Here is a 24523-nt window from a genome sequence, read left to right as displayed (position 1 = left end):
CCGCGCCGCCGCGTCCGGTGCGGGCCGCCCTGCCGAAGCCGCCGGCCGGCTCCGGCGCAGCAGCCGACCGGCCCGGCCTCCCGCTGGACATGGAGAAGCTGCTGGCCGCCCGGCTGCACGCGGTGAAGGTCCGCCCCTACCTGGCCGCCGCGCTCTTCGCACTGCACGTGGTGGAGGACCGGTCGGTGCCGACGATGGCGGTGGACGCACACTGGCGCTGTTACGTCTCCCCCGGCTTCGTGGCGCGCACCCCGGTGGAGGAGCTGGCGGGCGTCTGGGTGCACGAGGTCTCTCATCTGCTCCGGGACCACCACGGGCGGGGCGAGCGGTATGCGCGGGAGCACGAGGAGCACGGGCCGGGCGAGCGAAGCGAGACGGGGGTCCCCCCGGCCGAAGGGTGGGGGAGGCTGCGGCGGAACGTCGCCGCCGACTTCGAGATCAACGACGACATCTACGGTGACGGTCTGCCCCGGCCTGCCGGGGCGGTGCTGCCGTCGCTGTTGCGGCTGCCCGACGGGCTGCTGATGGAGGAGTACCTGCGGACGGCGTCGATGTCCGGGCTCCCCGCGGACCTGGCCTGGCTGGACTGCGGCAGTGGTGCCGACGGGCAGGTCCGGCCGTGGGAGCTGGGGCCCGACGGGGCGCACGGGCTGAGCAGGCAGCAGCGGGACGCGGTCCGCTTCCGGGTCGCGGAGGGTATCAAGGGCCGACCGGGCGACGCGCCGGAAGGGTGGCGCCGATGGGCGGAAGAGGCGTTCCATCCGCCGCAGCCGTGGCGGCAGTTGCTGGGGGCGGCGGTCCGCTCGGCCGCGGGTGCGCCGGGGGTGGGCGAGGACCACAGCTACCGGCGTCCGTCCCGGCGCTCGGCCGGTGTCCCCGGGGTGCTGCTGCCGAGCCTGCGTCGTACGCCGCCCCGGGTCTGTGTCGTGATCGACACCTCCGGGTCGGTGAGCGACGCCGAGCTGGGCAGCGCGCTGCTGGAGGTGGCGGCGATCTCGCGGGCGGTGGGCGGGCGGCGCGACCTGGTGTCGGTGATCTCGTGCGACGCGGCGGCCGGGGTCGCCGTCCCGCTCTGCCGCGCCGAGAACATGAAGCTGGTCGGCGGCGGGGGAACGGATCTGCGTTCCGGTTTTGCCCGGTCGCTCCGCTCCCGGCCGCGCCCGGACGTGATCGTCGCCCTGACGGACGGCCAGACTCCGTGGCCGTCCGCGCAGCCGCCCTGCCGCACCGTCGTCGGTCTCTTCCCCCGTCCCGCCCGCGCCGTGGTCGAGGAGAACCCCGACTACGTCCCGGACACCCCGCCGCCCTGGGCGCGTGTCGTCATCATCGGCTGAGAAAGCACAGTGGCGCCGCATCGCCACCTGTGACAAGCGGCTCGCCATGCTGATGAGGCGGTGCGGCACGTGCTGAAGCGTGACGTGCACGCCCCCGGCGCGCCGTTCGAAGAACGGCGCGGTCTCGGCCGTCTGCTGGGCAGCGCGGTTGGTCGGGCTCATCAGGTCCCCTCCCGGGGCAGGGCATGCGGAACCAGGCCCGCATGCCGATGGGAAACGACGAGCTGGCCGCACTCCTCGACGACTTGGGCGAGGACGAGTTTCTTGAGGGCACCGTGGGCGACCACGCCCGCTGGGCGCTGACCCGCATGGGTGATCAGCGCGCCCTGCCGGAGCTGGTCGAGCGGCTGTACGCCCCGTACCGGGGCCCTTACGCCCGCGGATACGGCCTGGGGGACCCGCATCTGCCGGAGGTCGAGGACGTGCTGACCCCTCTGCGAGCGCACGCGGAGGTCCTCTTGCCCGCCGTTCGGCAACTTCTCCGTGAGGACGGCAAGGGCGGCCGCTGACCTGCCCCTTCCTACGCGTGCTCCAGGCGTGGGGGCCGGCCGCGGCGCCCGCGCTGCCGGAGGTGGTGGCCCTGCTGGGCGACGCCCGGTACGCGTCGTACGCCGTCGACACGCTCGTGGCAATGGGGCCGGCCGCGGCGCCCGCCGAACCCGCCGTGCGCCGGTGCACGGGTCTCGACTTCCCGGTCGACACCCGTCAGGTGGCGTGGGCCGCCCGGCGCCTCGGCGGCGACCGCGACGCGGCGCTGCGGCTCATCGGCGAGGCAGTGCTGGAGGAGGAAGATCCGTCCTGTGCCGTCCACCTCCTCGGCGACTTCGGCCCGGCGGCCGCGCCCTACGCCGACCGGGTACGGCAGCTCATGGAGCATGGCGTGGCCTGGCTGCGGCCGCGGGCGGCGGTCGCGCTCTGGTCGATCACGGGCGAACCGGAGCCGAGCCGGTCCGTCCTGGAAAAGTACCTCCCTCCCATCGCCGAAGGCGGCCACACCTACGGCATCTTCCTCTACGCGCTGCAAGCCCCTCGCCCGGATCGGCACCATCTCCCCGGCGGCGCGGGCGGCCTTGCGTACGGTGCAGGGATTCGACCGGCCGCTGTCGACGTACCGTGATTACCGGGCGATCCTCCAGGACGAAACGATCCGGTCCGCGATCGACGACGTCCTCGCCCTGCCCTGACGACCGGCCTGCGGGCGTACCGAAACGAGCCCGGTGCCCGCCAACTGCCTTGAGCGGATGAGCGGTGACGGCGGGCGGCGCATCGCGTGCGGCAGCTCCCGCAGCGGAGACCGGACCTCAAGCCGCTGCTCGATACACATGCCGAGCAGCTTCGCCAGAGCAATCGACAAAAGGCACGCAGCCCCACCGGTGACAACAAGCCTGCCTCTGTGGCAACTATCGCGTCCGGCCCACCCGTGCGCATCGCTCAGCACGTCGGGTGTGCACGTCTACAGCTCGACGTCGATGTAGTCGATATCGGTGAACTCGACCTGCAGGCCATGGGCGCGGCGGCCGTGGTCCTTGAAGTAGATCTCCTGCAGGCCCTCGGCTGCGATGCCCAGCAACTGCCGCTCGGTGGCGCCCTGTTCCTGGGCCTCGAAGAGGCGGGCGGCGTAGGTCGGGGGCAGGGCCTGGGTGAGGTGGCGCAGGCGGGCGTCGTCGGTGCTGCCCGGGGCGGCGGTGTAGCCGAAACGTGCGCGGGTGTCGATGACGATGCCGCCGGTCGTGGCCGCGGCCTTCTTCGCCTTGGCTCGGATCTGCGGCTGCCACCGCTTGCGCACCTCTCTCTCGAGGCGTGCGGCGAGGGCTTTGCGGGGGTGCTTGATCTCGTTCTTGACGTACCGCTCCACCGTGCGGATGTCGATGCCGAGCAGGTCGGCGACTGCCCGGGTGCCCTTGAGTTTCCTGACCAGGTAGCGGATCTGCGCGGGTGCGGACTTCGGGATCGGGCGTGTGAATGCGCCCTGCACCGCTTTGTCGAGGCTGTCGGCGAGCTTGCCCACGGTCTACTCCCCGCTGTCATTGGTGGGGGTGATGTTGCCGTCCTTGATGTAGCGGGCGAGGTTGAGGCCTGGGCCGTGCCCTTCCCGTGCGCCTTCGGCCCACAGGGTGGTCTGGGTGCCTTCGTGCTTGACCATCCCCGGCGAAACGCCGAGGCGGAAGCCGCCCGGCAGCGGCTTGCCCTGGGCGTAGGGGAGGAAGTCCAGGGGGCTGGGGCCGTCGGAGGCGTACACGGCGCAGTCGGACAGGACCGCGACCGGGTACTGGCCGGTGGCCGCTGCCGTCTTGAGCATCTTGCGGTGCATGTTGGTGCGGGCCTTGGAGATCACGGCGGCGCGGATGTCGGGCCGCCACGTCGGCCGGGCCAGCGCGGGCCACGGCTGTCCGGGCCGCCAGCCGCCGCCCCTGGGGCGCTCGCGGAGCTTGCCGATGCCGCCCTTGACGGTGGCTTTGATCGCCGCGAGGACGATCGCCATGCCCGGGTCGGTCTGCTTGTGCACGGCCATCGCCTCAAGGAACGCTTCGGGGGCCATGTGGGTGCTCACGCCGAGGTCGGCCATGGTGGCGACATAGGCGTCGCGCAGCCGCTGGTACCAGGCATCCAGGTAGCGGCCGTTGTCGGGGCGGATGTACGCCTCGATCGGCGTCACGGTGTGGCCGAGCTCCACCGCGTACGCCACGGTCGGGGTGGCGTACCACGCCGGGCCGGCCGGCCGCTCACCCGTGGGTGTGAACGGCGACGGAAGGTGCTCGTCGAGGTCGATGTGGGAGAGATCCACCAGCCACGAGCCCGGCATCTTGGGATCAAAACCGGGCTTGTTCACGTGCAACGGGGGACCCAGGCCGACCACGGTGCCGTTGGCGGCCGCGGCAAAAGCCATGTTCACGTCGATCCCGACGACGTACGGCTGGAGGCATTCCTCGTCGGTCAGCGGCCGCGCCCAGTCGTACGCCTCCTCCACCAGGACCTCACCCGGGGTGCGCTCGTAAAAGCGCGGCAGGTCAGCGAGCAGCGGGTGTCCGTCCGGGGCCTCGCACGGTGCGCACTCCACCGCCTCTTTGCCGAGGGAGCCGGGGTTGTGCTCGCTGTGCCGCTTCCCGTTCTGGTCCGGTTCGCTCGCCCGCGTGGGCGGGTGCAGGGCGGTCATCAGCTCCAGGCCGTTCACGGCCGTGGAGCCGCGCGGGGTCAGCACCCGCTGCGCGTAGGTGCCCAACAGGTGGGCCAGCTCGGCGGGAGGCAATTGCGCCGCGTCGCCCCAGGAGCGGGCATCGAGCGCGTCCCAGCCCAGGATGCACAGCTGGACGCAGGAGCGCTTGCCGCCTTCGGCGGGGCGGTAGATCCGGGCCCACGGACCCAACCCCCGCCGGGTGAGCTGCCACTCGGCCTTGTCCAACTGCTTGAGGACCTTGTGTCCTTCGGGCAGTCGGCCCGCACGGCGCTCTGTATCGCTCAGCCGGGCGGGCAGGCCGTAGCGGACTGCGGCCGCCTCGGTGAGCACCAGGACCGGATCGGCGTCCTTGCCGTGGCGGCTGAGCCGGGGCATACCGAGCTGCGCCTCGGCGAGCGTCCACTCCACCAGGGACGAAAGAGACTTGGCCGGCACGTCCAGCACCAGGCCCCCCAGGCAGTACGCGACGACCTGCCCGTTCTCGTCGGCGTCGATCACCGCGAGCGGCCCGTGGGCGAAACGCGTGTCGACGGCGGCCGCGGCCGGGCGGGGCTTCGGCGCCGTCGCCTTCACGTCCGGGGCGCCAGGCGCCGGCGGAAGCCCCGTCGTGTCCGCGGGCCGGGAAGAGGCGGAAACGGAGTGCGGCGGGGTGTACTGGGTGATCGTCACGGCCTCAGGGCCTGTGGACTGCTCACGGGCTTGTGCGGGGGCGGGTGTTCGTGGCGCGGGCGCCGAGGGGCCCCTAGGGGGCACGGGTCCAGCTGTTTCCGGCGCGGGTTCGGCGGAGGCGGCCGGGAAGCGGGAGGCGAGGCCGTCCAGGAGCCGCGCGTAGGCGGCGCGCTTCGGCGGCCGGGGCTCTGTCCTGCCCGACTCCCAGTTGCTGACCGACTCACGCCGCGCTTTCAGTGCCTTCGCAATCTGGTCCTGGCTCAGCCCGGCCGCTTCCCGCAGGCGCTTACGCTCGGCAGGAGGCGGCAGAGGGTCTTGGGCAACCTGCTCCAGCAGGGCATCGACCGCGCTGAACAAGGCCTCTTCGTCGTGGGGCACAGGGAACCACCTCCACGCCCAGCCTAAAGGAATCCCCCGCAGATTCCACGTGGATTTCACGTGATTCCTCGATTATCGCACATGGATTGCACGTACCTGCGGGATAACGGACTCGTCGGGGAGGGCGATGCCCTATCGCGCGCGAAGGTTGAGCAGTGTCACCGAAGGCTGATCGCAGCGCCCCGTCTCATCGAAGGCCGGTTGACTGGTTACGGCCCCGCGACACGGTGGCGGCCCGGGTCCCTCGGTGCGGACGCGCTGCCGCTGTAGAGAATGAGAGTCGGCGGCGGTCAGAGAGTGAGCAGTCGGACGAGCAACACCACCAATGTGCCCGCCGTGAACACCGACCCCAACACGGTGAACAGCAGGTCGACCGTCGCTACGTCCCAACCCTGGATCGCAAACCGGCGGGGATCTTCCGGATCGTATCGGACCATGACCAAGGCCCCCACGCCGAAGCCGCCTCCGACGACACCGCGGCCGAACCTGGATGAGTACTCGCACTCGCGGCCGTCCCGGGTCGTCCAGGCGGCGACCGGGTGGTAAAACGTGGCACCTTCGTCGCCTCGACTGACATCGTGGCGGACGATCCGGCCCTCTGCGGTGACACCTGTGCGACGAAGCGCGCCGGCGCGGCGGAGTCCGTACACGCCGAAGCTGAGGAAGACCACGCCAATCGTCAGCGGGATGAGCGAGAAGAGCCATTCACGTTCCATGTCTTGTGCGACGCGTCCGTGCGGATGTCGGTTGCGAGTGGGGCGAGTGGGGCGAGTGGGGCGGCTGTGGCAGCCTGCCTGCCACCACTGTTCCGCGCGCTCCGCGGCACAAAGCCGACAAAGCTGGAGCCCATCGTGACGACCAGACTTCGATGAGGCTGCTCGACCTTCGGCGCGACAGGACAGGCGGTGCCGCGGCGGCTGCCCTGTGACAGCAAACCTTGACGGTTTGCCACTGAAGTTCGGCAACTGCGCGGTTCGCCCCATCGAGGGTGGAGAGGGTTGTCCCATGACCTGGCGGCGCATGATGACGCCGTAACCCGGGGCAATACATGGACTCGTTGTCCTCGCTCTTCTACGCCCCTCACAATCCGAGCTCCGACGGAGATCGAACAGCTACTTACGCATGTCGGAAAAGCGCACCCGCACCGCGACCACCGCACCGGATGCATCCAGGTCGGCCGACACGGGGAAGTAGCCGTCGCCCCAGCTCGTCATCGCGCAGAGCAGTCGGGCATCACCGATGTCCACGACTCCGGCCTCGAATTCACAGGCACGAACCTGACGCATGACCTGCCAGTGATGGGAATGCGGCCGGAAGTCCACCATCAAGCGGCGCCCGGTCTCCTCCTTCCAGCTCAGCACAGCGCGAGCCTTCTCCACCGCCTCCGCCACAGCCAGCCCAGTCCACCCGCGGACACCGTCCTCGCCGGGCTCGCCCAGTTCCCGTGCTGCGAACGTCTCGGCGGCTTCGTCCACGGCAGCACCCCAGAATGCGACGTCGGCCAAGCCGTCCACAGGCTCGTTGTGCTGCCAGGCATTCAAGGCATCGGCATCGCCGAAGAGCACCCGGGCCCAGTCGACGCCGACATCACCCAGCAGCACGGATGACTCCGCCCGGCCTTCGCTCAACCGAACCGATATCTCAGACCAGCGCGGACCGACACCGTCGCCGAAATCGACTCGCGAAGCCAGCACCGGCAGATGACGGTCGCAGGGCACCCCACCCACCGCGACGACAGGCACCCCGAACATCAGAAAACTGCCGCCGCCGTCAGCAGCAGTCCGGCGCACGCGCTGGGCATGTGGTTCGCGGCTCGGCAACGCCTCCAGACGGGCGTCCAGATCTGAGACCCGGCAGTGCTCTTCGAACATCGTGCCAAGTTCCGATGCCCGGGAGGCCGGGATGTCATGGAGCATTGCACCTGGCTGCCGGTCGAAACTGCGAACCGCTGCCGCGGCGTCCGGCCCGGCCACAGCGAAGTCAACCGAGTTGAGGACGTCCTCAGCCATCGCCGCGTCGTCTATGCCGAGCAGAGCGGGATCGATCTCCGCCGGCGACCGCTCTCCGCTCCACAACCCCAGGTGACCGCCGTCAATGACGACCAGGGTCCCCGACGGACAGGTGATCTCACCGAGCCTGAAGATCTCTTCCATGGCGCGGGAGTCTATGGCCGCTCCTCCGGCCAAGAGCAGGCGGACTGGGGGCCACCGGGTGGCCCCACCCCGGTCGACAAGGCCTACGCCATACCTGAACTGCGGGAATGGTTACGCGGCAAGCGCACAGGAGTCCGCATCGCCCGCAAACGCTTCGACTCCAGCGAACGGCCAGGCCGCCACAGACGGGTCGTCGAGCACACCATGTCCTGGCTCACCGGCTACCGCAGACTCAACCACGGCTACGAACGCCAGCCCCGCAACTATCTGGGATTCCTCGCCCTCGCCGCAGCCCTCGGCTGCTACAAGCGAGTCATCCGCCTCACCACGTAGGACACGGTCTTAGTCGCCTGCCCGGTCTGCCGCCTCGCTGAGGCGGGCGATCTCCGCCGCGTGCTCGCTCATCCGAATTCTGGTACCGCCGCCCGTCCACAGGATCGCGCCGACGACCGAGACCGGCACCGACAGGCCGAGAACGGCGAGGGCCTCCGGCCAGTCACGTTCGGCTGCGCACGGCGATTCGCCCGCGCCCTCGTTGGCCGTGGCCCGCTCGGTGGTCAGGCGGGGCTCGCACTCTCGGTCGTCCCCCACCGTGTAAGGCATCACCAGCAGCACGGCACACCAGGCCCACAGCAGCGCCGCCACCCCCAGCAGGACGAAGCCCCGGTTCTGGGTCTTTCTGGCGCTGGCGCGGAAGTCTATGTCGTACTGGAATGATCGCATGGCCGCCGAACATAGCAGTCGGCCTGTCTGCGGCGCGGCGTCCCAGGTGGACCCCCCGCGAGGACCAGTGCTGCACCCACCAGGACTGCCGGTCCGAGTAGTTCACGGATCTGCGGCTCCACCGCGTCGACGCCATCCCACCGTCATGGAAGTCCTGCCCGGCTGCCCGCAGCAGCCGGGGGCCAACGGCGGACACGTCCGAACATCGCGCGGTGGAGAGCCGGCCCGGGTGGAGGCACTGCGGTCGAAGGCGAAACGCCTGGTGGTCCGCGGCTGGCCGGCCGAGCAGGCGCCGGGCCGGTTCACCCTCGCCCCACGTGTAGCCGGGCAAGACGGCGGGCCATGAGCAGCGTCATCGACCAGCAGATCATCGGTTCGGCGCTGGTGCTACGGCGCTCGAAGTCGCGCACCGGGCGGCGGGTGCGCATCAGGTGGGCGAAGAACCGCTCGACGATCCAGCGCTTGGGCAGTACCACGAACCTCTGCCGGTCGCCGCTGCGTTTGACGATCGCCAGGACCAGCGCGAGGACGGCGAAGCAGTACTCGACGAGGCTGCCGGTGCAGCCGCCGTCGGCCCAGGCGAGGGCCAGCCGGTGGTGCGTGACGCGTCCGGTACCGGGGTAGCCGCCGTCGGCGATGGTGGTGGTCTTGCCGACGGCCTTCTTGGCCCCGGATTCGTCCCATGCCTTGCAGTCGGTCCGGCTGCCGGGCAGCGGGCGGTCGACCACGACGACCAGGCGCGTGTCGGCGTCGACGACAACCTGGTGGTTGGTGGAGTTCCGGTAGTTCTTGACTGCACGGCACGCGCGAATCCCACCGTGTCGGGCCAGCGTGACCGATTGGTTCGGTCGAGATCTGAGCGCCGACATGCGCCGGAGCATCCCGTCGTGGGCGCGACCACTGGGCAAGGTAGTGTCCCCGTACCGGAGTTCGGTGGCTGAGGCGAGGCTCTCGGCGCACACGCGCGCCGGACGACAATCATCTGGCGCAGGTGGGGGGCCGATGCGGCGAGCGGTCGTCTTGGGTGGAAGCTTTGCAGGACTGCTCTCTGCTCGCGTCCTGAGCGATCACGCCGGTGAGGTGGTGATTCTTGAGCCAGACAACCTCCAGCAGGAAGGTATAGGACGCGGTGTTCCACACCGCAAACAGCTCCATGCACTCCTGGCGATGGGACACGCGCAGCTGGATCGCTGGTTCCCTGGCATCACTGGTGAGCTCGTGGCTGACGGCACTCATCGGGGTACGGGTGACGACATCCAGTTCTCCTTGGACGACGTCCTCGATCCTTCTCCCCGACGCCGAGGTGCCCGGCGCGACACGCCCCCTCTTGGAGGAGCACGTCCGTCGACGCACGTTGTCACTGCAGAACGTCCGCATCATCGCCGGCCGGCGCAAGGCCTCATGTTCAGCGGCCGCCGAGTGTGCGGGGTCCGCTTCTCCCCCGTCGCCTCAGCCTCTCCAGCAGCCGCACCTGTGGGAGCCGGCGGCCGGCCTCGTCGTTGGCGCGATGGGCCGCTCAACCCGGCGCTGTCATGGATCCGCACGTCAATGCCGCCTTCATGCACGTGGTGCACATGCGCTCACACCCGCGATCGCCCACCCAGCCTGCTCCTTCCACCGGCACGCGCGGCGTCACGCCTCTGACCCAGCCGGCAGCACCGCACAGACCACCACTCGGAGGAACCTCAGCATCATGCCCATGTGGTCTCGGACTCTCGACCAGGCAGGCATCACGGACACCCTGCTGCGCCGCGATTACACCGAGCATCGTCGACTGGTGGCCCGCTACGCCAGGGCTGAGTACGTCGCCGTACGTCTCCTGCTGCCGACGGCTCTTGTCCCCGACGTCATCTGCGCTACGGCGTTCATGCACCACAGCGACAACCTCATCGACAACGGCCCGCTTCACGAGCGCGCATCCCGCCTTCATGCTCATCGCCTGCCTGCTCTCTGAGCCGTCCTCCGAGGACTACTCCGCGGGATGCCGTACCTTCATCGAAGCAAGCCAGCGCCTCGACTTCCTGGAGGACCTGGCCGAGGACCTCCGCGCCGGACGTCCCGGAATCCCGGAAGACTCCCTTGCCCAGCACGGCCTCACGCGTGACGACCTCCTTGTCGGCGCACCACCAGCCCGCATCGAGCCCCTCGTGCGGCAGCAAGCCGACCTCGTCCATCGCGGGCTGGTGGCGTCACGCGCGCTCGTAGATCTTGTGCAACCGCACGGCAGGGGGCTTATCCGCGCCCTCGTCACCCTGAACGAACTCCGGCTACGCCAGATCGAGGCGAAGGGCGCGACCGTGCTCCGCGCCTCTCCCGGGACACCCATCGTTGCAGCCCTTCGCGTGCTGATACGCGAGTACCGCACAGGTCGCGGCAAGCACAGTCGTCGACAAGCTGAGGACCCATAAAGGGGCGGCGTCTTCGAGGCGCCGAACAGCGGCGTGATCTGTCTTACCGTGTTGGTCCGCCAGTAGGTGACCCGTGCGGTCGACCGATGCGCGGTTGCGGCGGTTGGACGTCCCGAAGCCTGCCGGCCGCAGCTCCCTTTCGCTCGGCCAGGCCCGCATACGCCACCGTGGGGTCGTCGGCGGCCAGGTTGGCTTCGATCAGGTCGGGTTGATGCTGCAGCACCGTCGGTTCCCCAAGCTCCAGGTCGCTCACCTGCCGCTGGAGATCGTTCAGACGGGCGGCGGCTTCCGCGTACCTGCCGGCCCCCAGGTCGAGCAGGCCGAGCGCTGCTTCGATGTAGGGGCTGACCAGCTCCGCACCTGTGCGGTCGAGCAGTTCACGGAACTGGCCCGCATGCTCAAAGCACGGTGCGTCCGTGGCGCAGCTTCGGTCCGGGCCAGCGTGGACAGCGCGTAAGCCTGCAGGACCGGCCTGTTCGGTCTCAGCCGCCAGGGGGCGTCTGACAAAGATCACGTTGTGCAGCAGCTTTCCTCCAGGGAGGGAGAGCCGCTGCGTGTGGGAAGGTCACGTGTGTGAACAACCAGGATGGCGGCTCGGGCCGTGAACTCGTACTCGTGGATGGATTGAGGGCTGCGGACGTGGTGCTCGTTCATCGCGAGGCGCTTCGCGTGCTGCGCTTCGGCATCGACACGGCCCACCTCGACGCCTACAGCGACGATGCCTGGCCACAGGAGGTGCTGCACTCGTACGAACGCGCGCTGTCCCTGGCCCGGGAGGCGGTGGCGGATGGCACTCGCTCCCCGCGCGCCGATCCCGGGATGGGGATCGACATCGACGTCCGCGACGACGCGCAGTTCGAAGTGTTGTTGGACTTGGCTCCTCACACAATCCATGCCGAAGGCTGGCGAGGGAACCGGCGGGTCTTCAGCGCCAGTGACTCGGGAGCTTCCCTGTGGATTGCCGTCACCGAGGGGCAGGAGGCAGAACTCCTTTCCCGACTGGACGCGCTGGGGATCCCACCAACCGCGCTTGCCGTCCAGCCACGCGGTCGCTGAGGCGCATTCACGATGCGGGCTCACGAAGCCACAGGATCAGAGCGGCGCGTCGGAGTCATGCCCGGTAGCGTGCCACGAGCTTGGCCGATGCTGCCCCATGGTCATATGAGACACGAACCCTACGGAGCCGAGTCCAAGCCCCAACGGCTCCACGCGGACCAGGTATACGGCGTCCCCCCTCCCTGCGGAAAATGGCTATGGGGTAAGCGGATCGGCATCCGTATCGCCCGCAAGGCCGAGTCCAGCGAGCGTCTCGGCCGGTGCCGCTGGGTCGTCGAGCACGTCATGTCCAGGCCGACCGGGTACCGCCGACTCAACCACTGCTACGAGCAACACCCAGGCAGCGGCCCTGTCCGGCGGATCATGTGATCACTAGGCTGCGACGATGGACCGAGCAACCGACATGGCCGAGACTCTCGCCCAGCCTGCAGACCGGGCCCAGGCCAATGACTACGACAGCTTCGCCGAAGCCTACTCGGCGGAAAACGAGAACAGCCTCGTGAACGCGTACTACGAGCGGCCCGCGATGCTAGCCCTCGCCGGAGATGTGGCCGGCCGTCGGATCCTGGACGCCGGCTGCGGCTCGGGCCCCCTGTCCGCTGCACTACGCGACCGCGGTGCGGTCGTCACCGGTATCGACGCCAGTGCAGGGATGCTGGCGTTGGCAAGGCGGCGGCTCGGTGCCGACGCGCCCCTGCACGTGGTCGACCTGAGCGACCCCTGCCGTTCGCTGACGGTGCGTTCGACGACGTGGTCGCGTCGCTGGTGCTGCACTACCTGGAGGACTGGGGGCCGACACTTGCCGAGATGCGGCGAGTGCTCAGGCCCGGCGGCCGACTGATCGCTTCGGTGGACCACCCTTTCGTGGCCTACACGATCCAGGATCCTCGGCCCGATTACTTTGTGACCACCAGCTATACCTTCGACTGGACGTTCAACGGGCAGTCCGTCCCGATGAGGTTCTGGCGCAAGCCATTGCACGCGATGACCGATGCCTTCACCACCGCCGGTTTCCACCTTGCCGTCATCAGCGAGCCGCAGCCCGACCCGGCCGCCCGTGAGCTGTTCCCCGACGACTTCCATGACCTTTCGATCAAACCCACCTTCCTGTTCTTCGTCGTCGAGGTACCGCCGTCGGCTGCGGGCTCGGACGAGTAGCCACTCGGCGGATCATGAGCGGAGTCAGAGTCGGATCGAGGTGACAGTGACGGTAGTTGCCGTCGCCGAAGTCGTGAGGCCGGGTAGCCGACCGCCGTCAGCACGGATAGCGTCACCCCATGGACCAGGATGAACGGCTGCTTCACGCGTCGTCGTTCGGGGCAGCCGCGTGCGCATACGCCGAGCACCGCCCGGACTACGCGCAGGCCGCGGTGCGCTGGGCGCTTGAACCCGCGCCCGGCCCGCGCGTGCTCGACCTCGGCGCCGGAACCGGCAAGTTGACCGCGGCGCTGGTCGCGCTGGGTGCCGAAGTCATTGCAGTTGAGCCCGACCCGGCGATGCTGACCGAGCTGCGCCGCGCATTGCCGGCTGTCCGTGCCCTGCCGGGTAGTGCCGAGGCGATACCGCTGCCCAATGCTTCCGTGGATGCCGTGCTCGCCGGCAACGCCATGCACTGGTTCGACATGGCCGTCGCGGGACCCGAGATCGCCAGGGTCCTCGCACCCAACGGCCTCCTGGCCGGCCTGTGGAACGTCATGGACGACCAGGTCGAGTGGGTTGCCGGGCTCGCACGGATCAGCGGGAGCGCGGCCATCGGCCCGCGCGACACGCCCACCAGTTGGCGCGTCGAGACGGCCGACATGCACCTTCCCAAGACTGGTGCAGCCGCCCGGTTCGGCTCGTCGGAGCAGGCCGAGTTCCCGCACGGGCAGCGCCGAACCGCCGACTCCCTCGCAGCGACACTCGCGACGCGCGCGGGAATGCTCGTCATGCCAGAACAGGAACGAGAGGCCACGCTCGGCCGGATCCGCGCATTCCTCGCGAGCAGACCGGAGACCGCTCACGGCGAGTTCACCCTCCCGATGCTGACCAGCGTGCTGCGCGTCCGGCCGCTGTGAAGCACCACGTCGACACCCGAGTCTGACGCACGGCCGCGAGCACGCGGGGACGGGCGCGGCGTGAGCGTAGTGGCGGGACCGGCGGCGCGCCGCCAGAGCTGGCCCCAACGGCTGTTGTTCGCCGACCGACTCCTGATCACGCTCTTGTACCTGCGCCACCACTGCCGCTCGTCGCGCCGGCCACGTCGTACGGGGTGGACCGACCCATTGTCTCGGGTGCCGTCCGGGAAGCCCCCCGTTGCTCGCGGCCCGCGGATTTGCCGTCCCAGACGAGCCGGGACGGTTCTGCGCACGGACGTGCACCTCGACGCGTTGATCAGTTCGTGGCGCCAGTGCCAGGTGGCGGCAATGCGCCGCAAAGGCGTCGGGCGCCACTCGTGATGCGGGCTCCTGCGCGCAGCAGCCGGTAGTGGAACTCCTTCGTCTCAACGGTCACCGGATCTCTCCCTCCCAGTAGGAGGTCTGAAGCCCGGGCCAATTGGGCGGCTTCCCTCAAGGACGGCTCAGCCAGCCCCCATCATGCGCGCGAGCACGACGTGCTCGCAGAAACGCAGAGCAGGTTCGGTCACCGCCGATGTGCCGGATCTCCGAGACGACGTCCGACGGAGAGGGAAAGGTGCGCGGCCATCACTCCCCCACTTCGCCCTGCGGGCTCCGGGACCGGGGGCGAGGATCGCGACCGCCGTCGTGACCTTGACCGTGTGCGTCCCCGTTCTGGTCGTGCAGCTCTCCGGCGCGGGAGTGACCACCACGGCGCTGCTGGGATTGACCGGGCCCGGCGCCGGGGCACTCAGCCGACGGCGCTCGGGAGCCGGGCGATGACGCCGGACAGGTCGGTGCCCGCGGGGAGCGTGCCGAAGGCCAGCCCGCGGTCGCCGGCGAGCCGTGAGGTGCAGAAGGCGTCCGCCACCGGGGCCGGGGCGTGGCGCACGAGCAGGGAACCCTGCAGCACCAGAGCCATGCGTTCGACCAGACGGCGGGAGCGAAGTGCCGCGTCGTCGGTGAGCGTCAGCTCGCCCCTCAGCTGCCGCCAGGCGTCGTCGAGCCGGGCGTCGGCCCCGACAGCGGCTTCGATCTCGGCACGGAAGGCGTCCAGCGAGTCGGGTTCACGGGTCAGGGCGCGCAGGACATCGAGCGCGTTGACATTGCCCGAGCCCTCCCAGATGCCGTTGAGCGGGGCCTCCCGGTACAGCCGGGGCATCCCCGACGCCTCGTCATAGCCGTTGCCGCCGAGGCACTCCAGGGCTTCGGCGACCGCTGCGGGCTGCCTTTTGCACACCCAGTACTTGCCGACCGCCGTGGCCAGCCGCAGGAACGCCCGCTCCTGCGCATCGCCACGCTGCGCCCGGTCAGCCGCTCCCGCGACCCGGAGGGCGAGGGTGGTCGCCGCTTCGGACTCGAGTGCCAGGTCGGCGATCACGTTGCGCATCAGCGGCTGGTCGATCAGCTTGGCGCCGAACACGGAGCGGTGGCGGACATGGTGGGCGGCCTGCGCCAGTGCGGTGCGGATGCCGGCGGCAGAGCCCAGGATGCAGTCGAGGCGGGTCATCGTGACCATGTCGATGATGGTGCGCACCCCGTGCCCCTCCGGGCCGACCAGCCAGGCGACGGTGTCGTCGAACTCGGGCTCGCTGCTGGCGTTGCTGCGGTTGCCGAGCTTGTCCTTGAGCCGCTGGATACGGAACGTGTTGCGGCTGCCGTCCGGGAGCACCCGGGGTACCAGGAAGCAGGACAGCCCTCCCGGGGCCTGCGCCAGGACCAGGAACAGGTCGTTCATCGGGGCGCTGGTGAACCACTTGTGGCCGCGAAGCCGCCAGGTGCCGTCCGGCTGTTCGGTGGCGGTGGTGGTGTTGGCGCGCACATCGGTGCCACCCTGCTTCTCCGTCATGCCCATGCCTGCGAGAAGTCCGCGCTTGTTCGCGGGCGCGCGCAGACCGGGGTCGTACACGCGACTGGTCAGCAACGGCTCGTACACCGCCGCCAGTTCCGGTGCGGACCGCAGGGCGGGGACGACCGCGTAGGTCATGGACACGGGGCAACCGTGGCCCTGTTCGGCCGAGCTCCACACCATGAAGCCCGCCGCGCGCGCCACGTGTACGCCAGGCCTGTCGTCCGCCCAGGGTGCGCCGCCGAGCCCCTCGCGGATGGCTACGTCCATCAGCGCGTGGTAGGAGGGGTGAAAGTCCACCTCGTCGATCCGGTTGCCGTATCGGTCGTGGGTGCGCAGCTCCGGCTCGTGGCGGTTGGCCTCCTCGGCCCAGCACTGGACCTCCTCCGATCCGGCCAGGAGGCCGACGCGGTGCAGGTCGTCGGCGTACCACTCGGCGCCCTCGCGCCGCACTCCCTCCAGCAGCACGGGGTCGTCGGCGACGTCGTGGCCGACCAGCGGGGGTGCCTGGTTGGTCACCTCGTGCGTGCGTGCGCTGGGATTGCTGCGCGGTGCGGCGTCCGCGGCTGCGGTCACGTCTGCACCTGCGTTCACGTTCACGTTCGCCGTGGCGGTCACGTCTGCGGTTGCGGTCATCGGAGTCCTTGGAGTCGTAGGAGTTCAGTCGGCGGGAGTGGCGCCCGCGCAGCGCAGGGACATCGCCACCAGCTCGGTGATCAGGTGGTCGGCGGCGGCGCCCTCGGCGGGAGCCGAGAGCGGGTCCACCAGCACCTCGCCGATGGCGCCGGTCAGTGCGGCGGCGGTGACCTCGGGGTCCTGGTCGGGGAGCAGCCCGGCGCCGATGCCCTCGCGGATCGCCTCCGCGAACACTTCGCGGTACCGGCGCCGGAACCTCAGCCGCTCCTGGCCCACCGCCGGGTCGGCCGGGGCTGCGAGCAATGCGTAGGCCAGGCCACGGGACTCCATGGCGCGGCGGGCGAACACGTCGACTCCGAGCGCGAGCCGTTCGACCGGGTCACCGCTGCCCTCACGGAGTACGTCGCTGAGCACTTCGACCTCCCGCCCGGACGCGCGGCGGAAGACCTCCACGGCAAGCGCCCCCTTGGAGGCAAAGTGCTGGTAGACCGAGCCGACCGAGATCCCGGCCGCGGCGGCGACCGCGGTGACGGAGGCATTGGCCCAGCCCACGTCGGCGACCACGGCGGTGGCCTGTTCGACCAGATGCTCCCTGGCGGCGGCCAGGCGATCCTGCACTGCGGGCGTCTTGCGGTAGGCCATGCAAACAAGTGAACCATCATTCAGAACTTCGCACCAGCCTCCGCACACCCTGGAGCGCAAGGAGCGCACGGGCCCGTGATGGTTCCCAGGGCCCACGTAGAGCGGCTTGCGGACGGCACCCGGGTTCGGCCGGCGGCGTGGCGCCAGGCACGGGCATGCGCCAGGGAGCCGGCGCCTGCAAGGGCGGACTGCAGGACGGCGCCGGGGCCGAACTCCTTTGGGCGGGACATGGGTTGAGCCCCAGGCAGTTCAAGAACGATCGGTCAAGCATGGCCCGTCAGAACCGGAGCGACCACTTCCCCTTGTGGGCGTGGCATGTGCAGGCCTTAAGATCAGCCGATTTTTGGCCAAGATGACTGGAAGGATTCCCTGTGCAGCACTCCGCGCCGGTCGCCCCGGCCCCGGGCCGGCGAAGATCCCGCCGGAAGCAACGAGCCCTGGCGGCGACCCTGCTGGCCGCTCTCGTGTGCGCCCCGCTTCCCCTGCTCAACGAGCCCGCGTTCGCCGAGGACGCCGACGCGGCCGCCGGTGCCCCGGCGGTGCAGCAGGCGACCGGTGCCCGGACCGAGATCGTCTCCGAGCGCACCGCGTCGACCACCACCTGGGCCAACGCCGACGGCACGACCACCGTCGAGGCGTACACCGGCCCGATCCGGGTCAAGCAGCCCGACGGCAGCTGGCGGCCCGTCGACACCACCCTCGTGGCCGAGGACGGCGTGGTGCGGCCGAAGACCGCGGCCGCCGACATCACCTTCTCCGGCGGCGGTTCGGGCGAACCGCTGGCCGAGGTCTCCCGGGGCGGCCGCACCCTCGGCCTCGACTGGCCCGGCAAGCTGCCCGAGCCGCGCCTGGACGGCCCGACCGCCGTCTACCCCGGCGCCGTCGAGGGCGGCGACCTCGTGGTGACCGCCCTCAAGGAGGGCTTCTCCCACTCCGTCGTCCTGCACGAGCGCCCCGACGGCCCGGTCAGCTACCGGCTGCCCGTCTCGGCCGACGGCCTCACCCTGCACGAGACCGCCGACGAACGGCTGCGCTGGAGCGACAGCAGCGGCCGTACGGTGGCCACCGCGCCGCTGCCGGTGATGTGGGGCTCGGGCGAGGAGCGCGCCTCCGGTGAGCCCGAGGACCTCGCGGCCATCGACGTCACGATCGAGCGGGACGCGGACACCGGCGACCAGGTCCTGGTCCTGGAGCCCGACGAGGAGTTCCTCGCCGACCCCGCGCTGGAGTACCCGGTCACCATCGACCCGACCGACTCCCTGCTCGGCCCGGTGACCGACACCTGGGTCCAGTACGACGACTACCTCACCTCGCAGCGCGGCTCGACCGAGCTGAAGGCCGGTACCTACAACGGCACCGAGAAGGCCCGCTCGTATCTGAAGTTCGACGTGGCGAAGTACGCCGGCAAGCACGTCCTCGACACCGACCTGCGCCTGTACTCGTACTACTCGTCGACGTGCAGCACAGCCAACTCCGGCAACCAGGTACGCCGTATCACCTCCGCCTGGGACCCGTCGGCCATCACCTGGGCCGATCAGCCGACGACCACCTCGACCGGCGCCGTGACCTCCACCGCGGCCAAGGGTTACAACTCCAGCTGCGCGGCCGGCCACGTCTCCTGGGACATCGACGGGATCGTCCAGGCCTGGGCGGACGGCCAGCCGAACCACGGTGTGCGGATCGCGGCCGTCGACGAGACGGACCCGCTGACCTGGCGCCGCTACTACTCGGCGAACCAGACGGACGGCTCGCACAACGCCGCTTACGAGCCCTCCCTGACGGTCACCTACAACTCCAGGCCCGGTACTGCGACGGCCGTCTCCCCACTGTCCGGCACCTACACCTCGGACACCACCCCCACCCTGTCCGCCAAGGCCATCGACGCCGACGCCCAGGCCGTCACGCTGACCTTCGAGGTCTGGGCGGCGAACGACACCGCGGCCCTGCAGTCCGGCACGTCCCCCTCCGTGGCCTCCGGTGCCGTGGCGACCCACACGGCCGGCACCCTGGCGCCGGGCGACTACAAGTGGCGGGCCAGGGCGTCGGACGGCACCGACACCGGGGCCTGGTCGGCATGGCAGACGTTCACCGTCGACACCACCGTCCCCTCCACCCCCGCCATCACTTCCACCAGCCACCCCTCCGCGTCGGCCTGGTACAACGCCACCACCTTCACGGGCACGCTCGCCGCGACGGACGCCTCCGGCGTGACCGGGTATGCCGTCAAGCTCGACCAGAGCCCGACGACCGCCGCCGGAACCACCGTCACCCAGACGACGGCCGACGTGACCTGGTCCGGACGCACCGACGGCACCTGGTGGGTGCACGCGGCCGCCCGGGACAAGGCGGGCCTGTGGTCCCCGACCCGGCACCTCGGCTTCAACGTCGACACCACCGCCCCGGGCGCGCCCGGCGGCCTGGTCTCCTCCACGCACCCCGTGACGAGCAGCGCGTACGCCAACCGCACGGCGTCCTTCAGCTGGTCGGCGCCCACCGACCTGTCCGGCGCGGCCGGTTACGCGGTCGTCGTGGACCGCGTCGCGGACACTTCGCCGACCACCACCGGCGCCGTGCAGACGTCGACGAACTTCAGCACGATGGTCGACGCGGACGGCACCTGGTATCTGCACGTACGGGCCAAGGACCAGGCGGGCAACTGGGCGTCCACCGCGGCGCATCTGCCGTTCCGGGTCGACATGACGCTGCCGCCGAGCCCAGTGATCAGCTCGTCCACGCACCCGGACCAGACGGGCGCGTACAAGAGTGGCTCCTTCAGCGCGACCTGGACCGCGCCCTCCGGCGCCTCCGCCGGGTACAGCATCGTCGTCGACGGCACTGCCGACACCGTGCCCGACAGCGCGGCCGAGACGACCGGCACCTCGTACACGACGACCCGCACCGAGGGCACCTGGTACCTGCACGTGCGCGGCATCGACGGCAACGGCACGGGCGGGGCGACCGCGCATTACCGCTTCACCGTCGACACCACCGCGCCCGGCGCCCCGGCCGTGACCTCTGCGGCCTACCCGTCGGACGCCTGGGCCGGCGGTGCGCAGGTGACCGGGACGTTCACGCTGACTCCCGACGGCACAGACACCCGCAGCCTGACGTACTCGGTCGACAGCGGGACCGCGCAGACCGTCACCACCACCGGCGGCCCGGTGGCGCTGCCGATCACCCCGGCCAGCGAGGGCAGCCACCAGCTCGTCGTCACCGCGACCGACCGGGCCGGCAACGTCTCGGCCGAGACCAAACGCGCCTTCCATGTCGGACGGGCGGCCGTGACCGCGCCCGCCAACGGCGAGGTGCTCGTCGGCTCGGTCGACCTCGCGGTCAGCGCCCCGGCCTCGCTGACGGACGTCACCTTCCTCCAGCGGGCCTCGTCCGCCGACCCGTGGGAGGTCATCCCGGCCTCCCAGGTGACCCGCGCCGCCGACGGCTCCGCCGTCACCTGGCCGGTGCCGCTCAGTGGCGGCGAGGCGCCGAAGCTGGTGTGGGACACCTCGTCCCTGTCCGGCAGCGGCGGACTGCAGATCGGCGCCCGCTTCGGCGGCGCGTACGCCCCGCCCGCGGCCGAACCGGTCTCGGCGATCATCGACCGCGTCGAGGTCATCGACGGCGGCCTGGGCGACGACATGCAGGAGTCCGAGCCCGCCCAGGCCTACGCCCTGGAGCAGGCCGAGGCCCGCGCGGCCGAGGCCCCCGACGCCTTCGCCCCGCCCTACATCGACCCGGCGACGGGCGAACTGGTCGCGCCGGTCGTCGAGTCGGCCTCGGCCGACGAGGCGTCCGCCCCGATCCAGGTGACACAGGCCCCCGCCGACGAGGGCAGCGGACAGCCCGCCGCGGACACGGAGGACGGCACCAAGCCCGACACCGAGCCCAACGAGGCGGAGACTCCGGCGCCGCCCGCCGACGGGTCCGCGGAGACCACCGGCGAGGAGTCGTTCGCGATGCCCGAGGACACCACGGAGACCGCTCCCGCGCCCGCCGGGCCGACCGTCACCGAGCAGGTCGCCCCGCGCACCGAAGTGGTGGAGCACAGTGTCACCGCGCTGGAGTCCGTGCGCGACGAGGTCCTCCAGCTTTCGGAGGCCGAACTGCCCGGCGTGAGCGGACTGCACGTCGCGTTCGTCGACGCCGCGGAGAACCGTGTCGTCGTGGAGACCGAGACGGCCGCCCCGGCACTGGTCACGGCCCTGGGCGAGCGGTACGGCACCGACGCCGTCGCCGTGCACCTCACGCCCGGCGCCGACGTGGTGGCCCCCCAGGCGAACCGCCAGAACGACACCTCGCCCTACTACGGCGGGTCGCGCATCAAGTCGTACCTGACCACCAGCTCGGCGACCTGGTGCACGGCGGGCTTTGCCTGGCGGTACGACGGCAAGTGGTACATGGTGACCGCGGGCCACTGCACCTCCGGCAACGGGGCCATCACGAACCCCAGCGAGAGCGACTACATCGGCCCCGTCGTCCGGGACAACTGGAAGAATGGGTACGGCTCGGTGAAGCTCTCCGGCCAGAGCTACTACTCGGGCGACCTGTCGCTGTACCGCGTCAACAGCGACAGCGCCGCGACGCCCCGGATCTACAAGGGCGGCAAGACGTCCAGCTCGTCGCGGCTCGTCCACGGCTACTGGAAGCGCTGGGCGCAGAGCGGCGACAAGGTCTGCACGGGAGGCATGATGACCGGCGAGATGTGCGGATGGACGGTGACCGCGACCCAGGCGACCATCAACTACTCCGGCGGAACCACCGCCAAGAACATGGTCGTCGCCAAGAAGACGTCCGGATCCTGCACCATCAAGGGCGACTCCGGCGCCCCGGTGTACACCGTCGACAGCAGCGGACAGGCGTACGCCAAGGGCATCCTCTCCGGCGGAGGTGGCGGCGGAAGCGACAACAGCGGCGGGTACTTCGACCCCTGCTGGCTGTACTTCACCGACATCGGGCTCGCCAACAGCGCCTTCCCCGGCACGGTAGCGTGGTACTGACATGCGGCGCGCCCTTCTCACACCACTGCTGGCGGCGGCCCTGACCGGATGCTCCTTGTTCGGTCAGCACACGCCGTGCACCTTGGCCGACGCGGACTCTCAGGTCGCCGCCGTGTGGCGGCCCGCCGACTTCGGCGGCCTGGACGCGACGAGGATCCGGCTGTGCGTGGACGGCACCTGCGAGGAGCGGACATCGGGCAGTCCCGACGACCCGTTCGCCTCGCTGTCGGTCCAACTCCCCGACGACATCGGCGCGTCCACCGTGCCGGTGCGCCTCACCGTGACGTCCGCGAAGAGCGGTGACACGGTCGTCGAGGACAGCACCCGGGTCAAGCTGACAGAGCAGCACCCCAACGGCCCGTCCTGCCCGCCCACCACGTGGACGGCGACGTTCCGTGCCCACCCCGACAAGGGCCTCACCTCACCCGAGGGCATAAAGCTCCAGGAGTGAGCCCCCTGCGCGAGCGCCCGTCCCCCGGCACCACCGGAGGGACGGGCGCTTCGCGCCGTTCTCCCGCCGCATCGCCGCTGGTCCGCCTCCCGCCAAGGAGACCCAACTCATCCTGGATGCACTGGAGATGGCCCTGCCACCGCGCGGGCATAGCACAGGACGGCGACGGTGATCTCCTGGGTTCCTGCTTCATCGCGCTGTGCGGGAACGGGTCCCCGGCTTTCGAGTGCCCCCGCGTTTGAGACAGAGGTGAAGCGGGCGATGGTGTGGTGCCGGCCCGCCCCATCGCCGTCCTGGCAAGATAGCGGCATGGAACGTGTGCTTGGAATCGGTGGCTACTTCATGCGGGCCGCCGACCCGGCGGCCCTGAGCGCGTGGTATCGCGATTGCCTGGGCCTGGAGGCCGATGAGAACGGCCTGTGGCGTCAGGGAGCCGGGCTGACGGTGTTCGCGACGTTCGAGTCCGAGACCGACTACTTCGGGTCCCGCGCCCAGCAAACCATGCTCAACTTCCGGGTCCGGGACCTGGATGCGATGCTCGCGCAACTGCGCGCCAAGGGAGCGGACGTGGCCCAAGAAACGCAGGACATGGAGGGTGTCGGCCGATTCGGCTGGGTCACCGATCCTGAGGGCAATCGGATCGAGCTGTGGCAGCCCGCCTGACCGCGTCTTCACGCAGGCGGTGACGCGCTGGTGGACCACTAGGTTGTCGAGGTGCGACCTTGGCCAGGTCCGCGCGGCCATGTCCTACTACGCCTGCTGCGGGCTGTCACGGGAACACCTTGGCAGGCTTGTCACCGAACTCGCGCCGCAGTGGGAGTCGCGATGCGAGTCCGGACACCGCCAGCGGCGTTGCGGCGACCGGCGGCGCGAGGCCGGTACTGGGGTCGGCGCTGGGGTCGGCGCTGGGCCAGAGTACGCGTTGGTGTTCACCGACCGACTGCCGGCCACCCTGGTCCACCTGTGCACCGGTTCGACCCACGAGCCCTCGGCATGATCTACCAGGTCGGGACCCCCGCTATCGGCCGGGCAATCGGCGAGATCAGGCCGCTGCTGGCCTCGTAAGATCTTGGGTAGATGGCAGCAGGCGCCTGGGCCGACGCCTTACTTGCTGTGCACGATCTGGATCAGGTTGCCGCAGGTGTCGTCCAGAACCGCAGTGGTGACCGGGCCCATCTCCAGCGGCTCCTGAGTGAAGTGCACCCCGAGCTCGCGCAGCCGGTTGAACTCCGCATGTACGTCGTCCACAGCGAAGGAGGTGGCAGGGATGCCGTCCTGGACCAGCGCCGTCTTGTACGGCTGCACCGCCGGATGGCCGGAGGGCTCAAGCAGCAGTTCGGTCCCGTCGGGATCTTCCGGTGAGACAACGGTCAGCCACCGGTCCTCGCCCAGCGGGACGTCATGCTTCTTCACGAAGCCCAGCACGTCGGTGTAGAAACGCAGGGCCTTCTCCTGGTCGTCGACGAAGACGCTGGACAGGTGGATCTTCATGGGGTGCTCTCCGGTGCATCGGGCCTGAGCCACCGGGTCACGATGCGCTCAAGGGGTTCGGTGTTCAGATCGTGGAACTTGTAGCGGCCCTGGCGCCGCGAAAGGACCAGACCCGCGGATTCGAGTACAGCCAGGTGCTGGCTGATCGCCTGGCGAGACAGCCCAAGACCGTGCTTCGTCACCAGCCGTGTGCAAATCTCGAACAGGGTCTGGCCGTCCCGTTCCACCAGTTCATCAAGGATGCGCCGACGGGTGGGGTCGGCCAGCGCCTTGAAGACATCCTCCGCCATGACCCACACCATAGGCAAGCAGTGACTTGCCTATCAAGTTGGGTGCCCTGCCGTCATCTGATCCAAAAGACAGGCCCTAAGCGCAATACCGGTGATTTAGGTGCTTTTCTGGCGTTTGCTGGTTGGTTTGGTGGGTGGAACGAGTGTGACTACCGCAGTGGGTGGTGGGGATGGCTTG

21 protein-coding genes and 3 pseudogenes are annotated in these 24523 nt (G+C 70.1%); 13 read left to right on the top strand and 11 right to left on the bottom strand.

Annotation, left to right across the window (positions count from 1 at the left end; translation table 11 throughout):
• The first annotated feature begins 89 nt into the window (after nucleotides 1–89).
• From AC0699_RS33030 to AC0699_RS33020, 3 genes are all read left to right on the top strand, one after another.
• A complete protein-coding gene (locus AC0699_RS33030) occupies nucleotides 90–1334 on the top strand; it encodes a vWA domain-containing protein (RefSeq protein WP_478667841.1) in 1245 nt (414 codons plus the stop codon).
• A 203-nt stretch (nucleotides 1335–1537) separates the two neighbouring features.
• On the top strand, nucleotides 1538–1843 hold the full coding sequence (locus AC0699_RS33025; RefSeq protein ID WP_478667809.1) for a hypothetical protein: 306 nt from the start codon (nucleotides 1538–1540) through the stop codon (nucleotides 1841–1843).
• Between the two features lie 17 nt (nucleotides 1844–1860).
• The gene (locus AC0699_RS33020) at nucleotides 1861–2451 is read left to right on the top strand and encodes a hypothetical protein (protein WP_478667808.1); all 591 of its coding nucleotides are present in this window, start codon (nucleotides 1861–1863) and stop codon (nucleotides 2449–2451) included.
• Between the two features lie 336 nt (nucleotides 2452–2787).
• Here AC0699_RS33020 and tpg read toward each other — a convergent pair whose 3' ends face one another.
• The 4 genes from tpg to AC0699_RS33000 form a co-directional block, all read right to left on the bottom strand.
• Nucleotides 2788–3342 (bottom strand): telomere-protecting terminal protein Tpg, encoded by a 555-nt coding sequence (gene tpg, locus AC0699_RS33015; protein WP_478667807.1) that lies wholly within the window; start codon nucleotides 3340–3342, stop codon nucleotides 2788–2790.
• A gap of 3 nt (nucleotides 3343–3345) precedes the next feature.
• Nucleotides 3346–5556 carry a telomere-associated protein Tap gene (gene tap / locus AC0699_RS33010; RefSeq protein ID WP_478667806.1) on the bottom strand — a complete coding sequence of 737 codons (2211 nt, stop codon included), beginning with the start codon at nucleotides 5554–5556 and terminating at the stop codon, nucleotides 3346–3348.
• Between the two features lie 290 nt (nucleotides 5557–5846).
• Nucleotides 5847–6272 carry a DUF3592 domain-containing protein gene (locus AC0699_RS33005; protein WP_478667805.1) on the bottom strand — a complete coding sequence of 142 codons (426 nt, stop codon included), beginning with the start codon at nucleotides 6270–6272 and terminating at the stop codon, nucleotides 5847–5849.
• Between the two features lie 396 nt (nucleotides 6273–6668).
• Nucleotides 6669–7709 carry a hypothetical protein gene (locus AC0699_RS33000; RefSeq protein ID WP_478667804.1) on the bottom strand — a complete coding sequence of 347 codons (1041 nt, stop codon included), beginning with the start codon at nucleotides 7707–7709 and terminating at the stop codon, nucleotides 6669–6671.
• A gap of 75 nt (nucleotides 7710–7784) precedes the next feature.
• Between AC0699_RS33000 and AC0699_RS32995 the strand changes: the two are divergent.
• Nucleotides 7785–8042: pseudogene (locus AC0699_RS32995) on the top strand (IS5/IS1182 family transposase); the annotation flags it as partial.
• Nucleotides 8043–8051: 9 nt separating this feature from the next.
• On the opposite strand, the gene AC0699_RS32990 reads toward AC0699_RS32995, so the two are convergent.
• The 3 genes and pseudogenes from AC0699_RS32990 to AC0699_RS32980 all read right to left on the bottom strand — a co-directional run bounded on the left by AC0699_RS32990 (nucleotide 8052) and on the right by AC0699_RS32980 (nucleotide 9668).
• Nucleotides 8052–8432, bottom strand: a complete 381-nt coding sequence (locus tag AC0699_RS32990) for a hypothetical protein (protein ID WP_478667803.1) — start codon at nucleotides 8430–8432, stop codon at nucleotides 8052–8054.
• Nucleotides 8433–8734: 302 nt separating this feature from the next.
• Nucleotides 8735–9223 (bottom strand): annotated as a pseudogene (locus AC0699_RS32985) (transposase); the annotation flags it as partial.
• 187 nt (nucleotides 9224–9410) lie between these two features.
• Entirely contained in the window at nucleotides 9411–9668 is a 258-nt protein-coding gene (locus AC0699_RS32980; RefSeq protein ID WP_478667802.1) for a hypothetical protein, read from the bottom strand.
• Nucleotides 9669–10131: 463 nt separating this feature from the next.
• Here AC0699_RS32980 and AC0699_RS32975 point away from each other — a divergent pair, with 463 nt between their 5' ends.
• The 6 genes and pseudogenes from AC0699_RS32975 to AC0699_RS32950 all read left to right on the top strand — a co-directional run bounded on the left by AC0699_RS32975 (nucleotide 10132) and on the right by AC0699_RS32950 (nucleotide 13953).
• Complete coding sequence (locus tag AC0699_RS32975) at nucleotides 10132–10386, top strand: hypothetical protein (protein WP_478667801.1); 255 nt, start codon at nucleotides 10132–10134, stop codon at nucleotides 10384–10386.
• A complete protein-coding gene (locus AC0699_RS32970) occupies nucleotides 10361–10840 on the top strand; it encodes a squalene/phytoene synthase family protein (protein WP_478667800.1) in 480 nt (159 codons plus the stop codon). Before AC0699_RS32975 ends, AC0699_RS32970 begins: the two co-directional genes overlap by 26 nt.
• Nucleotides 10841–11051: 211 nt before the next feature.
• Nucleotides 11052–11297, top strand: coding sequence for a hypothetical protein (locus tag AC0699_RS32965; protein WP_478667799.1), 246 nt, complete (start codon nucleotides 11052–11054; stop codon nucleotides 11295–11297).
• 116 nt (nucleotides 11298–11413) lie between these two features.
• A complete protein-coding gene (locus tag AC0699_RS32960) occupies nucleotides 11414–11896 on the top strand; it encodes a hypothetical protein (protein ID WP_478667798.1) in 483 nt (160 codons plus the stop codon).
• A gap of 403 nt (nucleotides 11897–12299) precedes the next feature.
• Nucleotides 12300–13054, top strand: a pseudogene (locus tag AC0699_RS32955) (class I SAM-dependent methyltransferase).
• A 119-nt stretch (nucleotides 13055–13173) separates the two neighbouring features.
• Complete coding sequence (locus tag AC0699_RS32950; RefSeq protein WP_478667797.1) at nucleotides 13174–13953, top strand: class I SAM-dependent methyltransferase; 780 nt, start codon at nucleotides 13174–13176, stop codon at nucleotides 13951–13953.
• 790 nt (nucleotides 13954–14743) lie between these two features.
• On the opposite strand, the gene AC0699_RS32945 is transcribed toward AC0699_RS32950, so the two are convergent.
• Nucleotides 14744–16417 (bottom strand): acyl-CoA dehydrogenase family protein, encoded by a 1674-nt coding sequence (locus AC0699_RS32945; RefSeq protein WP_478667840.1) that lies wholly within the window; start codon nucleotides 16415–16417, stop codon nucleotides 14744–14746.
• 84 nt (nucleotides 16418–16501) lie between these two features.
• Nucleotides 16502–17119: a TetR/AcrR family transcriptional regulator gene (locus AC0699_RS32940; protein WP_478667796.1), complete on the bottom strand. Its 618-nt coding sequence runs from the start codon at nucleotides 17117–17119 to the stop codon at nucleotides 16502–16504.
• Between the two features lie 371 nt (nucleotides 17120–17490).
• Between AC0699_RS32940 and AC0699_RS32935 the strand changes: the two genes are divergently transcribed.
• From AC0699_RS32935 to AC0699_RS32925, 3 genes are all read left to right on the top strand, one after another.
• Complete coding sequence (locus AC0699_RS32935; RefSeq protein WP_478667795.1) at nucleotides 17491–22113, top strand: DNRLRE domain-containing protein; 4623 nt, start codon at nucleotides 17491–17493, stop codon at nucleotides 22111–22113.
• 1 nt (nucleotide 22114) lies between these two features.
• Nucleotides 22115–22564: a hypothetical protein gene (locus tag AC0699_RS32930; protein WP_478667794.1), complete on the top strand. Its 450-nt coding sequence runs from the start codon at nucleotides 22115–22117 to the stop codon at nucleotides 22562–22564.
• A gap of 309 nt (nucleotides 22565–22873) precedes the next feature.
• Nucleotides 22874–23227 carry a VOC family protein gene (locus tag AC0699_RS32925; RefSeq protein WP_478667793.1) on the top strand — a complete coding sequence of 118 codons (354 nt, stop codon included), beginning with the start codon at nucleotides 22874–22876 and terminating at the stop codon, nucleotides 23225–23227.
• Between the two features lie 441 nt (nucleotides 23228–23668).
• Here the strand turns inward: AC0699_RS32925 and AC0699_RS32920 are convergent, their stop codons facing one another.
• Together AC0699_RS32920 and AC0699_RS32915 are read right to left on the bottom strand one after the other, a co-directional pair.
• Nucleotides 23669–24055 (bottom strand): VOC family protein, encoded by a 387-nt coding sequence (locus tag AC0699_RS32920; RefSeq protein ID WP_478667792.1) that lies wholly within the window; start codon nucleotides 24053–24055, stop codon nucleotides 23669–23671.
• Nucleotides 24052–24345: an ArsR/SmtB family transcription factor gene (locus AC0699_RS32915; RefSeq protein WP_389130496.1), complete on the bottom strand. Its 294-nt coding sequence runs from the start codon at nucleotides 24343–24345 to the stop codon at nucleotides 24052–24054. The genes AC0699_RS32920 and AC0699_RS32915 overlap by 4 nt, the downstream gene beginning before the upstream one ends.
• Nucleotides 24346–24523: the final 178 nt, after the last annotated feature.

It is taken from the genome of Streptomyces sp. NPDC043870, from assembly GCF_056435785.1.
This window is presented reverse-complemented; position numbering and strand designations above follow the sequence as displayed.

Coding starts and splice junctions, on each gene's coding strand:
- AC0699_RS33030 (WP_478667841.1), top strand. CDS start 90: ATGGAGAAGCTGCTGGCCGCCCGGCTGCACGCGGTGAAGGTCCGCCCC.
- AC0699_RS33025 (WP_478667809.1), top strand. CDS start 1,538: ATGCCGATGGGAAACGACGAGCTGGCCGCACTCCTCGACGACTTGGGC.
- AC0699_RS33005 (WP_478667805.1), bottom strand. CDS start 6,272: ATGGAACGTGAATGGCTCTTCTCGCTCATCCCGCTGACGATTGGCGTG.
- AC0699_RS33000 (WP_478667804.1), bottom strand. CDS start 7,709: ATGGAAGAGATCTTCAGGCTCGGTGAGATCACCTGTCCGTCGGGGACC.
- AC0699_RS32990 (WP_478667803.1), bottom strand. CDS start 8,432: ATGCGATCATTCCAGTACGACATAGACTTCCGCGCCAGCGCCAGAAAG.
- AC0699_RS32980 (WP_478667802.1), bottom strand. CDS start 9,668: ATGAGTGCCGTCAGCCACGAGCTCACCAGTGATGCCAGGGAACCAGCG.
- AC0699_RS32975 (WP_478667801.1), top strand. CDS start 10,132: ATGTGGTCTCGGACTCTCGACCAGGCAGGCATCACGGACACCCTGCTG.
- AC0699_RS32970 (WP_478667800.1), top strand. CDS start 10,361: ATGCTCATCGCCTGCCTGCTCTCTGAGCCGTCCTCCGAGGACTACTCC.
- AC0699_RS32965 (WP_478667799.1), top strand. CDS start 11,052: ATGCTGCAGCACCGTCGGTTCCCCAAGCTCCAGGTCGCTCACCTGCCG.
- AC0699_RS32950 (WP_478667797.1), top strand. CDS start 13,174: ATGGACCAGGATGAACGGCTGCTTCACGCGTCGTCGTTCGGGGCAGCC.
- AC0699_RS32940 (WP_478667796.1), bottom strand. CDS start 17,119: ATGGCCTACCGCAAGACGCCCGCAGTGCAGGATCGCCTGGCCGCCGCC.
- AC0699_RS32930 (WP_478667794.1), top strand. CDS start 22,115: ATGCGGCGCGCCCTTCTCACACCACTGCTGGCGGCGGCCCTGACCGGA.
- AC0699_RS32925 (WP_478667793.1), top strand. CDS start 22,874: ATGGAACGTGTGCTTGGAATCGGTGGCTACTTCATGCGGGCCGCCGAC.
- AC0699_RS32920 (WP_478667792.1), bottom strand. CDS start 24,055: ATGAAGATCCACCTGTCCAGCGTCTTCGTCGACGACCAGGAGAAGGCC.
- AC0699_RS32915 (WP_389130496.1), bottom strand. CDS start 24,345: ATGGCGGAGGATGTCTTCAAGGCGCTGGCCGACCCCACCCGTCGGCGC.